The sequence below is a fragment of the Methylobacterium sp. AMS5 genome, from assembly GCF_001542815.1.
Lineage (GTDB): Bacteria > Pseudomonadota > Alphaproteobacteria > Rhizobiales > Beijerinckiaceae > Methylobacterium.
On record NZ_CP006992.1, the window covers coordinates 1,485,752 to 1,498,592 of the forward strand.

Consider the following 12,841-nt stretch of genomic DNA (forward strand, 5'->3'; position numbering starts at 1 on the left):
CGGGTCACGCGCTCGCGCGGGCGGCCTTGTAGAAATCCTTCCAGCCGTCGCGCTCCTTCACCACGGTTTCGAGATACTCGCGCCAGACGATGGCGTCCTGCACCGGGTCCTTCACCACGGCCCCACTGATCCCCGAGACGAGGTCGTGGGCCGAGAGGCGGCCGTCGCCGAAATGCGCGGCGAGCGCCAGCCCGCTGCCGACGACGCTGATCGCTTCGGCCGTCGAGAGCGTGCCCGAGGGCTGTTTCACCTTGCTCTTGCCATCCGCCGTCACCCCCTCGCGCAGCTCGCGAAAGATCGTGACGACGCGGCGGATCTGCTCGGCGCCCGGCGGCTCGGCAGGGATCTCGAAGGCGCGCCCGAGCGCGGCGACACGGGTCTCGACGATGGCGATCTCGGCCTCGATCGTGGCCGGCGGCGGCAGCACCACGGTGTTGAAGCGGCGCTTCAAGGCGCTCGACAACTCGTTGACGCCGCGGTCCCGGTTGTTGGCCGTGGCGATGAGGTTGAAGCCCTTCTGGGCCGCGACCTCCTCGTTCAGCTCGGGGATCGGCAGGGTCTTTTCCGAGAGGACGGTGATGAAGCTGTCCTGCGTCTCGGAGGGGATGCGGGTCAGTTCCTCGACGCGGGCGATGCGACCCTCGTTCATCGCCCGCATGATCGGCGAGGCCACCACCGCCTCGCGGCTCGGGCCCTTGGCCAGCAGCAGCGCGTAGTTCCAGCCGTAGCGGATCGCCTCCTCGCTGGTGCCGGCGGTGCCCTGCACGATCAGCCGCGATGTGCCGCAGATCGCGGCGGCCAGATGCTCGCTGACCCAGCTCTTGGCGGTGCCCGGCACGCCGAGCAGCAGCAGCGCCCGGTCGGTGGCGAGCGTGGCCACCGCGACCTCCATCAGGCGTCGGTCGCCGATATATTTCGGGCTGACCTCGAAGCCCGACGGGAGTTTGCCGCCGAGCAGGTAGGTGACGACGGCCTGCGGCGACATCTGCCAGTTCGGCGGGCGCGGCCGGTCGTCGGATTCGCGCAGGGCGGCGATCTCCTCGGCGAAGGCATCCTCGGCGGCTTGGCGCAGCTGCGCGGTCTTGACGGCGTGGGTCGATGTCATCCTTGAGCCGTTCCCCCTGTGGTGGTCTCCGGTCGGAAGTCGCGCCGGATCGCGGCGCGCAGTTCCAGCACGCCCGTCAATCCCGTGAGCTGCGTGCGCAGGCGGTCGCCGTCCTCCTCGGGCAGGCGTGCCAGGATGGCGGCGGCGGCGGCCGCGCTGTCGTCGCTTGGCCAGAGCCGGTTGCCGAGGCGGGCGATCACCCAGGGCTTGGCCAGATCGCGCCGCAGGGCGTCGGAACCGCGGGTGACGAAGGCGAGCCAGTCGAGAAGCACGGTGCTGAAGGCTTCCGAAAAATGCTCCGGGCCTTGGCCCAGCACGGCCAGCACCACCTCGATCTTGCGGGCGCGGATCAAAGCCGCGACCCGGGCCTCCCATTCGGCGTCGGGCAGGAGGTCGAGTGCCTCCGCCCACATTCCGAGAACCTCGTTGGTGCGGCGGACCCCGGTGACCTTGCCCTCGTAGGCCTCGGCGGTGAGGTCGGCCATCGCCTCCGCCCAGGCCGGGTCGAGCGTGCGCTTGGCCGCCGAGAACAGGCCGTGGAAGACCGGATCGGCCCACTCGCTGCGCAGGGCCAGCTCGATCCAGAGCCGCGGCGGATGCTCGGCGAAGGCGTGGAGCGGCGCGCGCGCCAGGATTGCTCGCAGCAAGCCGGCCCGGGCACCGCCGCCGCGCCGCTCCCAGCTGTTCGCTTCGACGCCGTCACGGGCCAGTTCCGGGCTCTCCTCCGGCAGGGTGACGACGAGATTATGCGTGGTGCCGCCCAGCAGCTTGCGCTTGCTCTCGACGCTCAGCGCGGCCCGGGCGCGGGCCGCCATGCGCTCGGCAGAGCGCGAGCCGGGAAGGCTTGGCAGCAGGTGCTGCGCGGCCAGCCGCACGCCGCTGGCGCGGTCGTCGAGGCAAGATTCGAGGAAGGGCTCGTCGGCCGCCGACAGGCCGGTCGCCAGGGCGTGAACCAGGGCCTCGCGCGCATCGGCCTTCTCCTTGCGGAAGACCGGCTCCAGCGCGGCGCGGGCGCCTTCGGGATCGCGGGTGCGGAACGCGGTGAAGGCGGCGCGCCGCTCGGCCACCGTGCCCTCGGTCCAATCCGAAGCCTCCGCCGCGTCCGATCCTTCGGCCGGGGCCTCGCCGCAGGCACGGGCGAGCCAGTCGAGTTCGGCGCCCACGACCTCCTGCGCCGTGGCGGGCAGGGTGCCGCGCTGCTGCATCAAGGCCTGGAGCAGCCAAGCGGGCGGGCGCGCGCCCGTCGCTGCGGCGAGTTCGAACCACTCCTCCACGCGGTCGCGCGCGCGAGTGCCCTCGGTGAGGAGGCCATAGAGCCGCGTCGCGGCGGCGGGCGGGCAGTCCGGCCCGAAGCGGCCGCGCTCCTCCGGCGGCGCCAGCGCCTCCGGCCCGAGTTCCAGACCGGCGAGGTGGTGGGCGCCCTCGGCGGCGAGCCGAGCCAGCAGGGCGGCGCCGGGATCGGCCTCGGCGACGAGGGCGGTCAGCGCCGAGGGCGCCGAGGGCGGGGCGCGCTCGGCCCCGAGCAGCGCGGCGGCGAGCGTCGGCTCCCAACCGTCCGGGGCACGTTCGGTCGCGTCCATCAGGCCACCTGCAGCAGGATGGGCTGCGAATCCTGCGCCGGCATCGCGTAGAGGCGGCCCTCCGCGATCAGGGCAAGGGGGCTCAGGCCGTAGCCGTCGTAGAGGCCGAACAGATCGACCGGGCGGCCTGCCGCCACCGCGAGCAGACTCGGCAGGCGCGGCTCGGCCCGCAGCGCGAGGCTGCCGGTGGCGTCGCCCGCCGCGAAGGCCGCCGCGCTGCCGGTGGCGAGGCGCCCGAGCCGCACGCTCCCCAGCCGCACCGGCCAGCGCTCGAGCCAGGGCGCACGCGACAGCATCTCGGAGAAGGCGTCCCGCGCCGCCGCGACGCTGGCCGCGCCGGGCAGCACAGCCTGTGCCGCCGGGCCGGCACGGCCCTCGCGGAAAACAGCGCGCAACGGCGGGTCGCCGGGCTGGAAGGCGAGCGCGCCGGAAAAATCCTGGCCGGCGGCGGGGGCCGGCGGCAGGGGCGAGCCCACGGTCCCGTAATCGATGACCTGGGCCAGGGCGCCGCTGGCGCGACCGATGAGCCAGACCGAGCGGGCGGTCAGCCGGTCCTCCTCCTCGACCGCATGGGCCAGCACCGCCCAGGTGTCGGCATGGTCCGGCCGGGCCGCCATCTCCTCGGCGGTGACGGGGTAGCCGAGCGCGGCGCGCACGCCCGCCGCCTGATCGGGCGACAGCGCATCGAGGCGGCGGGCGGCCCGGAGCAACAGGGCGAGCCGGCCGAGGCCGAGCCCGAGTGCGGCTTCCGGCCGGGGCGCGCCGGCCTGAGGCGCCGCCGCGATCAGCCCCGGCAGGGCACGCACCCGGCGGGCGAGGCCCGGCGCCTGCCCGTCCACGAGGCGCCCGGCCATGCGGTCCCAGAAGGCGTAGGGTTCGGCGCGCGCGGCGGCGAGCCCGCGCCGCATCAGATCGCGCAGCCAGAGGTCGAGTTCGTCGCGTGCTGCCGCGACCCGGTCCTCGCGGGCCTGACGCCGCTTGGCCTGTGCCCGCTCGTCGACGGGCTTGGCGGGTTCCTTCGCCCGGGTCTCGGCCGCGGCGGCGCGGCTCTCGCGCCCCTTCATCCAGGCGGCGGCCCAGTCCGGCGGCTCGCCCTCGGCGATCGGAGCGCTCGCATCGACCAGCATCAGGCCGAGGCCGTGCTTGCAGGGGAACTTGCGGCTCGGGCAGGTGCATTTCGAGGACGGCCCGGCGAGATCCGCGACCGTGCGGTAGGGGCTCGCCCCGCTGCCCTTGATCTCGCCCCAGATCACCGTCCCCGCCCGGCCGAGACCGGCCCATTTCTGCGGTTTTCCCTGATCCTGCCCGGCCTTGCGGCTCGACGCGTCGGGGGCGAGATCGAGGATTTGGGCAGTCGTCAGGCTCATGCGGCTCGCGTGGCTGAATGTCCGTCAGTCGAATCGTTGGACAACCAGATTAGACAGATCGGCTCGATGAGCAAGTTTTCCTGCCAACCCTCTTTTCGGTGAGCCGGCAATCGTCTTGACGACGGCTGATCTGTGACTAAGCTGAGAAGTATTCCAGTTTATCACCCTGGGCACGAATCGTTGCCTGCGGGGCGCTCAGCCCTGCTCATCGGTGTTGCGCCATTCCCGCTCGAAGGGCAGACGCCAGGCCTGGGGTGCCACGAGCTGGTGGATCGATTTCGGGCCCCAGGAGCCCGGCGCGTAGAGCCGCACCGGCGGCGGCGCCTCGAGCAACGGCGTCGAGACCTCCCACAGCCGCTCGATGCCCTCGGCCGTGGTGAACAGGGTGTGGTCGCCGCGCATGGCGTCGAGGATCAGCCGCTCATAGGCCTCCAGCACCTCGCCCATGAGGCCGGTATCCTTCATGTTGAACTGGAGCGAGAGCTTGTCGAGCCGCATCCCCGGCCCCGGCCGCTTGCCGTAGAACGACAGCGACATCTTCGAGGCGTCGGCCAGATCGAAGGTGAGATGGTCGGGCCCCTGCGCACCGACCCCCGAATTGACCGGGAACATGCTTTTGGGCGGTTCGCGGAAGGCGATCGAGATGATGCGCTGCCCCTCCGCCATCCGCTTGCCGGTGCGCAGGAAGAACGGCACCCCGGCCCAGCGCCAGTTGTCGATGCGGCACTTGAGGGCGATGAAGGTCTCGGTGTCCGATTGCGGATCGACGCCGGGCTCGGCGCGGTAGCCGGCATATTGTCCCCGCACCACCTCGCGCGGGTCGAGCGGGAGCATCGAGCGGAACACCTTGTTCTTCTCTTCCGAGATCGGGCCGGGTTCCAGCGAGGTCGGCGGCTCCATCGCCATGAAGCCGAGGATCTGGAACAGGTGGGTCACCACCATGTCGCGATAGGCGCCGGTCGCCTCGTAGAAGGCGGCGCGGGTGCTGAGCCCCAGCGTCTCCGGCACGTCGATCTGCACGTGGTCGATGAAGGTGCGGTTCCAGATCGGCTCGAACAGACCGTTGGCGAAGCGGAAGGCCAGGATGTTCTGCGCCGGCTCCTTGCCGAGGAAGTGGTCGATGCGGAAGATCTGGTCCTCGGAAAAAACCTCGTGCAGCCGATCGTTGAGCGCCACTGCGCTCTCCAGATCGGTGCCGAACGGCTTCTCCATGACGATGCGCGAGCCCGCGGCCAGATCCGCCTCGGCGAGCAGGTGCACCACGGTGAGCGCCGCGGCCGGCGGCACGCTGAGGTAGTGCAGGCGCCGGCTCTCCTGCCCGAAGCTCGCCTCGGCCCGGGCCACCGCCGCGGCGAGCGCTTCGGCGCCTGCGGAGAGCGGCACGTAGTCGAGCCGCTCGGCGAAGGCCGCCCATTCCCCGGCCCCGGCCTGGCGGGTGAAGAACTGGTCGATCGCCTTGTGCGCACGTTCGCGGAACGCCTCGACGCCGATGTCGTCCAGCGACACGCCGACGATGCGCAGGTCTGGGATGAAGCCGGCACTGAACAGGTGGAACAGGCCGGGCAGCAGCTTTCGCTGGGCAAGGTCGCCGGTGGCGCCGACGAGGACGACGACCTGCGGATATTTCGGGCCGACGCCCGCCCCCAGCCGTGACGCGCGCGATCCTGCCAAGCGGGGCCTCCATCGGCGCGCCTGAGATGCGCGCCATGAGTGAGGTAGGGCCGGCGCGATTCGTGCCAAGCTTGTGCGGACGTAACGGATTGGGCGCGGTGCCGCATCGCGCCGCCGGATGATCCACCCCATTTCCGGGGCGATGTCCGCCGCTCCTGCTCACTTCGACGCCACCGCCGCTCGCCTGCGCGCCTGCCGGATCTGCCGCGACGCGCCCCTCTACGGCGCGCCCCTGCCGCATGAGCCGCGGCCCGTGGTGCAGGGCTCGGCCACCGCGCGGCTGCTGATCGCGAGCCAGGCACCGGGCAACCGGGCGCATCGCAGCGGCATCCCGTTCAGCGACCCGTCCGGCCGGCGCCTGCGGGCGTGGCTCGGGCTCGACGAGGCGGAATTCTACGATCCCAGACGGGTGGCGATCCTGCCGATGGGCGCCTGCTTTCCCGGCCTCGACGCCAAGGGCGGCGACCGGCGGCCGCGGCGGGAATGCGCGCCGACCTGGCGGGCCGACCTCCTCGCCGGGCTGCCGCAGCTCGATCTGATCCTGGTGATCGGCCAGTACGCCCAAGCCTGGCATCTCGGGCCGCGGCCCGGCGGCCTCACCGAGACGGTCGCCCGCTGGCGCGAGATCCTCGCGGCCTCGGCGCGACCGCGGGTGCTGCCCCTGCCCCACCCCTCCTGGCGCAACAACGGCTGGCTCCGCACGAATCCGTGGTTCGAGGCGGAGCTGCTGCCGGTGCTGCGCGCCGAGGTGGCGGCGGCGATGGCGGGTGAACCGCCGGCCCCGCGTTCGGCTCAGAAGAAGAACGTCGTCGTCATGTAGCCGTAGATCGTGTCGCCGGTGTTCGGCGCGTTGGGCGCATTGCGCAGGACGTCGCCCTTGAGGAGGTAGGCGACGCCGCTGTCGAGCACGATCGAGCGCGGCACCAGCCAGTAGCGCACCCGCCCCTCGAGCTGGTGCCCGGCGAAGGTGCCGGAGCGGCCGGTCCGGTCGCGCACGCCGGTGGCGGCGAAGCTGTCGGTCGGGTTTTCGAGCCAGAGGCTGCGGTAATCGATGAAGGCGTCCCAATCGGGGTCCGGCGCGATCTCGAACCGGACGCCCGGCGAGATCAGGTTCGCCCGCTGCACGGCGCCGTAGAGGCTCGTCGGGCCGTAATCGAAGCGCCGCGCGCCGTAGAGTGTGTCGAAGCGGGTGTAGCTGTTGGGGTTGGCGCTGTCGCCGCTGGCGTGGTCGTAGTGGAGCGAGATCCGGGGCGCCCAGGCGGTCTTGAAGGTGTAGCCGGCCTCCGCGTGCACGAAGTAGGCCGAGACGGGCACGTCGGTCACGTCGGTGACGGCGGCGGTGTTGCGCGCGACGCCGAGCTGACCGATCACTTCGAGTTCGTGGTCGAACTGCCCCGGCTTGGGCACGCGGTAGAGCCGGAAGCCCGGCGTGAACAGGCGCCGGTCCCGGGTCTGGATGCCTTCGAGCTGCGAGCCGGAATCGCGTTCGAGCAGGCCGAAGCCGTAGGCTTCCAGGATGCCGCCGAGCACGCCCGCCTTGGTGAAGATGCCACCGAAGAGCTGCGTGTCGAGACCCTCGTGATCCCACGCGATGCTGTTGCTGAGGAGGCCGGCGCGATCATCCGGCAGGCGGTAATGCGGCAGGGTGTAGAACAGGCGCAGCCGGTCCTTGGCCGCGTTCTCCCAATCATAGGCGATGCCGGTGAAGGCGTTGATGGTGTTGCGGAACTGGTTGCGGGCGATGAGGCGGCGCGAGCCGACATTCTGCGTGAAGCGCCCGACGGTGAGCGTGCTCACGGTGCCAAGGCCCGCGACATCCGCCATGTCGAAGCCGAGATAGGCTTGGCCGAGTTCGAACGCGTTCACCTCGGTGGTGGCGATGGAGTTCGAGTTCCGGCGCTGAAAATAGGCCCGGCTGTCGAAGATCTCGCCGCCGAACCGGACCGGGCCGCTGTCGTACTCGGCAAACAACGTGGTCTGCATCGAGAACAGGTCGTTGGTGGCCGGCGCGGGGGCGGGGCGGAACTGCCCGCCGAGCCCTTCGGCCCGCGGCCGGAAGCTGCCGTAGATCTTCCAGTTCTCGGGTTTGCCGAGCGCCTCGTAGAGGGCGAAGTACGGCTTCAGCTGCAGGGTCTGGCCGGGCGCGACCTGAGCCGCCCCCTGGGCGGCGGCCGCCGCCGGAACGAGGGCGCTCAGAAGGGCCGCGAGACGGATCGACCGCATCCCCGGCTGGCGCGATGCTGTGCCCCGAGGGGCGGAGCCTCGGCCCGACCGGATCGCATCGCCCCGCCTCTCGAGGACGCTCGATGGATGGGCTCGCCCGTGGGCAGCCCCGAAAACACCAAACACAGGAACCCTCGGCACTGAAAATCTTGTCGGATCGCTTCGAATTATGCTTGTAAGTCACTGATGTTAAAACAGAAACTTGTACCAATTTTCCAAGGGACGGGAGGAGTTCCTCATAAGCCCAAGCTTCAACGATAAGAAGATTTTTCCGTCGACCCCCTACGTCCGAGAAAGATTTTTAATCCGACGCACGGGCCGGAATCCGTGACACGTCACGGGTTCCGCCGCGATCTCCCGGCCCACCTGCTCGCGGAGGAGCGCCGCCGCGCAGCGAAGGGTGCGGCCGGAAAGCGGCCGGCGAAAGCCGTGCGGCGGGCCTTCTCGATCCTTCGCGTGCCGCGCAAAATGCCCGTTCGCCGGACCGTACGCACGCGGACGGTGACGGTGCGGCGGGCATTATGTGAGAGACACGAGGGGCGATCCGGCGTTGACAGGCGGCCCCCCTTGGGAGGATCGCTGCCGCCGCCTGTGCCACGAACGAGAGCCCGATGCCGGAGCCTGCCGACCCTCGCGACCGCCTGATCGTCGCCCTCGACCTGCCCGACGTGGAGCAGGCGGAGCGGCTCGTCGCGCGCATCGGCGACGCGGCGACCTTCTACAAGATCGGCTACCGGCTGGCCTATGCGGGCGGGCTCGCTTTCGCCGCGCGGCTGGCGGGCCAGGGCAAGAAGACCTTTCTCGATCTCAAGCTCCACGACATCGGCAACACCGTCGAGGAGGGGGTGCGCTCGGCCTCCGCCCTGGGCGCGACCTTCCTGACGGTGCATGCCTATCCGCAGACCATGCGCGCGGCCGTGCGCGGACGGGGCCTGAGCCTGAAGATTCTCGCCGTCACCGTGCTGACCTCCTACGATGACGCGGACGCGGCGGAAGCCGGTTACGCACTCTCCGTCGCCGACCTCGTGGCGCGCCGTGCGGAGCAGGCGGCTGAGATCGGCATCGACGGGATCGTCTGCTCGGCAGTGGAAGCCGCGGCGGTCCGCGGAAAAATCGGCCCGTCGGGGCTGATCGTGACGCCCGGCATCCGCCCGGCGGGCGCGGAGGCCGGCGACCAGAAGCGGGTGATGACGCCGGGGCAGGCGCGGGCGGCGGGCATCGACCATGTGGTGGTCGGACGCCCGATCACCGGAGCCGACGACCCCCGCGCGGTCGCTCAGAGAATCGTTGCCGAGATGGAGGACGTTTAGACATGGCCAAGGGTTTCTGGATCGTGCGGGTCGATGTGAGCGACGCGGAGGCCTACAAGGCCTATGCGGTCGCCAACGGCGCCGCCTTCGCCCGGTTCGGCGGGCGTTTCCTCGTGCGCGGCGGCGCCTTCGAAGCGGTGGCGGGGCAGGCGCGTGCGCGCAACGTCATCGTCGAGTTTCCGAGCTACGACGACGCCCTCGCCTGCTGGAACTCCGACCTCTACCAATCCGCCCGCGCCCTGCAGAAGGGCGGCGCCGAGGCCGACATCCTGGTGATCGAAGGGTATGACGGACCGCAGCCCGTCGTCTCCGAGCCCTCGCCGACGCCGGGCACCGCGTCGGAGTAGATCCTCGCGTCGGGCGGGTTCAGCCGCCCGACCGCAGGGCGCCGAGCAGGAAGGCGATCATCACCGGCAGCGGCGGATCGATCGTGTTGGGCTGGCGGCCCACCAGCATCGGGTGGCAGTAGCGGGTGATCCCGGCCTGCAGGCAGGCCGCCGCGCTCTTCGGGTCGGCGACGGTGAAGGCGCCCTCGCGCACGCCGTCGGCCACCACCCGCGCCAGTACGGCGCCGATGCGATCGACATGCGCTTGGCAGACGCCCCAGCTCTCGCTCATCGCCGCCTCGACCATTTCGTGGACGCGCGGATGGGCCTCGAAGCGGCGGCGGCAATCGTCGTGGAGCGCGGTGATGATCCGGGCGAGCCGCTCGGGCGCGTCGCGTTTCGGCGCATCGGCGATCGCGACGATCATCGCCTCGATCTCGGCGGTCAATTGCTCGACCACCGCCTCGTTGATCGCCTTCTTCGATTCGAAGAAGCGATAGACGTTGGCCGGACTCATCTTGAGAGTGCGGGCGATGTCGGCGACCGTGGTCTTCTGATAGCCGATGTCTTGGAACGAGCGGGCCGCCGCCTCCACGATCCGGTCACGCGTCGTCGGTGCGGCTTCGCTGGACGAAGGAAGAATCTGGGCCGTGGCGGCGGGCATCGTCGTCGGTACCTAAGCTTCGACTCCGGCTGCTTTGAACACTTGCGAGTCCGGTCATCCGGTCCTCAAAGCGGAATTGTGCGAGCCGTTCCACACACAAGCTCTTAGCCGGTGAAAGAACGCTGAAAAAATGGTTCGGCCGCACGCGGGATGTCGACCCGCGCCGATCCTGCCGCAGAGCCTGGAAACCGGCGGAACCCTGTCAGATCCTGAGACGAGCCGTCAGGAGCCGAATTGCGAGCCGAGCTGTTCGAGATACTCGGCCAAGTCGAGGCCGCCGACGCGCCGACCGTACTCGAACCGCATCCCGCGCCGGATATCGACCTGGGTGGATCGGGTGTTGAGCGTGAAGGGTTTCACACAGATCCAGGCGCCGTCGCTACGGTGCTCGAAGAAACCGAGGATGTCGTGGGGGGCGGCCATGGTTCGTCTCGCAGGTGGATGCGGGGAACCAACGGGATGCGGACAAAAGAGTTCAATCGTTCCGGTGCCGTTTCTCTCGAGCAAGCTTGTCCGATCGATAGCTTGAGCTTCGAATGGCCAAGCTTGTACTGAAATTCACCGAAGATCGTCGGCGGGGTGGGTTCCGGTGACTGAGCCGGCTTTCAGCGCCGGCCGGTCGAGCCGAAACCGCCCTGCCCCCGGCTCCCCTGCCTGTTTGGCTCCGGCGCACCGTCGCAGATCTCGAAATCCGGCCGCAGGACGCGGGTGAAGACGAGCTGGGCGATGCGCTCCCCCGGCTCGATACGGATCGCCGCGCCGCTGCCGGGTGGGTTGCGGTTCCAGGCGGAGATCAGGAGCGGGCCCTCGTAATCGGCATCGATCACCCCGGTGCCGTTGCCGAGCACCAAGCCCTCCCGGTGCCCGAGGCCGGAGCGGGCGAAGACCAGTCCGCACCAGTCGGATTCGCCGATCCGCAGCGAGAAGCCGGCCGGGATCAGCGCGGGCGGCGCCTGCGGCTCCAGCACCAGGGGGGCGTCGAGGCAGGCATGCAGATCGAGCCCCGCGGCCGCAGCGCTGCCCCAGCGGGGAAAGCCCCATCCGGTGAGCCGCGGATCGAGGATGTGAAGGCCGACCTTCGAAGCGGATTGTGACAAAGGGTTCCTCTCGACGGCCGCGCGGGACTGCGGGAAGACCTTTCTCCGAAGCGGCGGCGTGGAGCAATCGGGGTGAGCGGATGACACGCTGGGTGGCGGGGCTGGATGGGTGCCGGGGAGCCTGGGCGGGCGCCTTGCTCGATCTCGACGATCCGGCGCGCTGGCGCTGTGCCCGCTTCCCGCGGGTGATCGACCTGCTCGACGGGCCGGAGGCTCCGGTCTGCGTCGGCATCGACGTGCCGATCGGCCTGCCCGACCGGGTGAGCGGGGGACGCTCGGCCGACCGGGCGGCGCGGGCGTTTCTCGGGGCGGGGCGTTCCAGCGTCTTCCCGGTGCCGCCCCGCGCAGCGGTCTATGCCGAGAGCTACGACGAGGCGAAGGCCCTGTCGCGGGCGCATTCGGAGCCGCCCTTCGCGCCCTCGATCCAGTGCTGGAACATCCTGCGCTCCGTGCGGGAAGCCGACGAACTCCTGCGTGCGCGGTCCGATCTCGTGACGCGCCTGCACGAGGTGCATCCGGAGGTCGCCTTCTTCCGCCTCAACGGCGAGCGGCGTCTCGGGGCCGGCAAGAAGGGCCCGGCCCGTGCCGAGGGTCTTGCCGCACGCCGGGCCCTCCTGATCGCCGCCGGGCTGCCCGCGGCGATGGTCGGTTCGCCGCCGCCTCCGGGTGTCGCTGCCGACGACCATCTCGACGCCATGGCCGCCCTCGTCGTCGCCCGCGACATCGCCGAAGACCGCGCCGAGCCGCTTCCCAACGCGATCGAGCGCGACAGCTATGGCCTGCCGATCGTGATCTGGGCGCCCGCGCCTCTTCCTGAGCCCCTTCCCGCGCCGCAACCGGTGCCCCTTGCCATGAGGAGTCGAGCCCCGTGACCGATCACCCCGACGCGGATCCGCCGACCCGCGACATCGCCCGCGCCTTGGTCTTCGATCCTTCGAACCGCCTTCTCCTGATCGAGTACGAAGCGGTGCGCCCGATCAATCCTTCCGATCCCGATGCCCGCGGCTTCTGGTTCATGCCCGGCGGCGGGCTGGAGCCGGGCGAGAACCACGAGGAGGCGTGCCGGCGCGAACTCTCGGAGGAGATCGGCGTCGCGGAGGTGGAACTCGGACCCTGCGTCGCCGTCTGCGACGGGCCGTTCCACCTGTTCCGCAAGTCGCGTCATGCCCGCGAGCGCTACTTCATGGTCCGGCTCGCGAGCGACAGCGTCGATACGAGCCGGCTGGCCGAGACCGAGGACAATCCCGTGCGCGGCACCCGGTGGTGGCCGCTCGATGAACTCGCCGCCTCGGCCGAGCGCGTCGAACCCGCAGGACTGGCCGAGCTGGCGCAACGAATCGCCGCCGGCGACGTTCCGGATCAGCCCGTTCGCCTCACTTGGCGAGACGCTTGAGCCTCCTTTCACGGCATGCCGGCCACCCCGTGCGGCGAGCACGCCGATGCGTGGAGGCCGCGCGCTTGCCCGGCCGGCACCAGGGATCGGCTCCCCCGGCTTTCG

13 protein-coding genes are annotated in these 12,841 nt (G+C 70.6%); 5 read left to right on the forward strand and 8 right to left on the reverse strand.

Annotated features, from left to right (window positions below; translation table 11 throughout):
• Positions 1 to 4: 4 nt before the first annotated feature.
• From Y590_RS06770 to zwf, 4 genes are all read right to left on the reverse strand, one after another.
• Positions 5 to 1,105 (reverse strand): ATP-binding protein, encoded by a 1,101-nt coding sequence (locus tag Y590_RS06770; RefSeq protein WP_060769178.1) that lies wholly within the window; start codon positions 1,103 to 1,105, stop codon positions 5 to 7.
• Complete coding sequence (locus Y590_RS06775) at positions 1,102 to 2,685, reverse strand: DUF5691 domain-containing protein (protein ID WP_060769179.1); 1,584 nt, start codon at positions 2,683 to 2,685, stop codon at positions 1,102 to 1,104. The genes Y590_RS06770 and Y590_RS06775 overlap by 4 nt, the downstream gene beginning before the upstream one ends.
• Positions 2,685 to 4,052 (reverse strand): SWIM zinc finger family protein, encoded by a 1,368-nt coding sequence (locus tag Y590_RS06780; protein ID WP_060769180.1) that lies wholly within the window; start codon positions 4,050 to 4,052, stop codon positions 2,685 to 2,687. The genes Y590_RS06775 and Y590_RS06780 overlap by 1 nt, the downstream gene beginning before the upstream one ends.
• A gap of 195 nt (positions 4,053 to 4,247) precedes the next feature.
• A complete protein-coding gene (gene zwf / locus Y590_RS06785; RefSeq protein WP_060769181.1) occupies positions 4,248 to 5,723 on the reverse strand; it encodes a glucose-6-phosphate dehydrogenase in 1,476 nt (491 codons plus the stop codon).
• A 118-nt stretch (positions 5,724 to 5,841) separates the two neighbouring features.
• Here zwf and Y590_RS06790 point away from each other — a divergent pair, with 118 nt between their 5' ends.
• Positions 5,842 to 6,543, forward strand: a complete 702-nt coding sequence (locus tag Y590_RS06790; RefSeq protein ID WP_286161867.1) for a uracil-DNA glycosylase family protein — start codon at positions 5,842 to 5,844, stop codon at positions 6,541 to 6,543.
• On the opposite strand, the gene Y590_RS06795 is transcribed toward Y590_RS06790, so the two are convergent.
• Positions 6,516 to 7,946 (reverse strand): alginate export family protein, encoded by a 1,431-nt coding sequence (locus tag Y590_RS06795; RefSeq protein WP_286161868.1) that lies wholly within the window; start codon positions 7,944 to 7,946, stop codon positions 6,516 to 6,518. The genes Y590_RS06790 and Y590_RS06795 overlap by 28 nt on opposite strands.
• 611 nt (positions 7,947 to 8,557) lie before the next feature.
• Here Y590_RS06795 and pyrF point away from each other — a divergent pair.
• Both pyrF and Y590_RS06805 read left to right on the forward strand, forming a co-directional pair.
• The gene (pyrF, locus tag Y590_RS06800) at positions 8,558 to 9,256 is read left to right on the forward strand and encodes an orotidine-5'-phosphate decarboxylase (RefSeq protein ID WP_060769184.1); all 699 of its coding nucleotides are present in this window, start codon (positions 8,558 to 8,560) and stop codon (positions 9,254 to 9,256) included.
• A 2-nt stretch (positions 9,257 to 9,258) separates the two neighbouring features.
• Positions 9,259 to 9,603, forward strand: coding sequence for a DUF1330 domain-containing protein (locus Y590_RS06805; protein WP_060769185.1), 345 nt, complete (start codon positions 9,259 to 9,261; stop codon positions 9,601 to 9,603).
• A 19-nt stretch (positions 9,604 to 9,622) separates the two neighbouring features.
• Here the strand turns inward: Y590_RS06805 and Y590_RS06810 are convergent, their stop codons facing one another.
• The 3 genes from Y590_RS06810 to dut form a co-directional block, all read right to left on the reverse strand.
• On the reverse strand, positions 9,623 to 10,246 hold the full coding sequence (locus Y590_RS06810; protein ID WP_060769186.1) for a TetR/AcrR family transcriptional regulator: 624 nt from the start codon (positions 10,244 to 10,246) through the stop codon (positions 9,623 to 9,625).
• Positions 10,247 to 10,468: 222 nt separating this feature from the next.
• A complete protein-coding gene (locus tag Y590_RS06815; RefSeq protein WP_060769187.1) occupies positions 10,469 to 10,669 on the reverse strand; it encodes a hypothetical protein in 201 nt (66 codons plus the stop codon).
• 182 nt (positions 10,670 to 10,851) lie between these two features.
• Positions 10,852 to 11,343: a dUTP diphosphatase gene (gene dut / locus Y590_RS06820; protein WP_060769188.1), complete on the reverse strand. Its 492-nt coding sequence runs from the start codon at positions 11,341 to 11,343 to the stop codon at positions 10,852 to 10,854.
• An 80-nt stretch (positions 11,344 to 11,423) separates the two neighbouring features.
• On the opposite strand from dut, the gene Y590_RS06825 reads away from it, so the two are divergent.
• Together Y590_RS06825 and Y590_RS06830 are read left to right on the forward strand one after the other, a co-directional pair.
• Complete coding sequence (locus tag Y590_RS06825; protein WP_060769189.1) at positions 11,424 to 12,215, forward strand: DUF429 domain-containing protein; 792 nt, start codon at positions 11,424 to 11,426, stop codon at positions 12,213 to 12,215.
• On the forward strand, positions 12,212 to 12,736 hold the full coding sequence (locus Y590_RS06830; RefSeq protein WP_060769190.1) for an NUDIX hydrolase: 525 nt from the start codon (positions 12,212 to 12,214) through the stop codon (positions 12,734 to 12,736). Before Y590_RS06825 ends, Y590_RS06830 begins: the two co-directional genes overlap by 4 nt.
• Positions 12,737 to 12,841: the final 105 nt, after the last annotated feature.

Excerpts from the sequence above, each read along its gene's own strand:
- Y590_RS06770 (WP_060769178.1), bottom strand. The coding sequence starts at position 1,105 with ATGACATCGACCCACGCCGTCAAGACCGCGCAGCTGCGCCAAGCCGCC.
- Y590_RS06775 (WP_060769179.1), bottom strand. The coding sequence starts at position 2,685 with ATGGACGCGACCGAACGTGCCCCGGACGGTTGGGAGCCGACGCTCGCC.
- Y590_RS06780 (WP_060769180.1), bottom strand. The coding sequence starts at position 4,052 with ATGAGCCTGACGACTGCCCAAATCCTCGATCTCGCCCCCGACGCGTCG.
- Y590_RS06790 (WP_286161867.1), top strand. The coding sequence starts at position 5,842 with ATGATCCACCCCATTTCCGGGGCGATGTCCGCCGCTCCTGCTCACTTC.
- Y590_RS06795 (WP_286161868.1), bottom strand. The coding sequence starts at position 7,946 with ATGCGGTCGATCCGTCTCGCGGCCCTTCTGAGCGCCCTCGTTCCGGCG.
- pyrF (WP_060769184.1), top strand. The coding sequence starts at position 8,558 with ATGCCGGAGCCTGCCGACCCTCGCGACCGCCTGATCGTCGCCCTCGAC.
- Y590_RS06805 (WP_060769185.1), top strand. The coding sequence starts at position 9,259 with ATGGCCAAGGGTTTCTGGATCGTGCGGGTCGATGTGAGCGACGCGGAG.
- Y590_RS06810 (WP_060769186.1), bottom strand. The coding sequence starts at position 10,246 with ATGCCCGCCGCCACGGCCCAGATTCTTCCTTCGTCCAGCGAAGCCGCA.
- Y590_RS06815 (WP_060769187.1), bottom strand. The coding sequence starts at position 10,669 with ATGGCCGCCCCCCACGACATCCTCGGTTTCTTCGAGCACCGTAGCGAC.
- Y590_RS06825 (WP_060769189.1), top strand. The coding sequence starts at position 11,424 with ATGACACGCTGGGTGGCGGGGCTGGATGGGTGCCGGGGAGCCTGGGCG.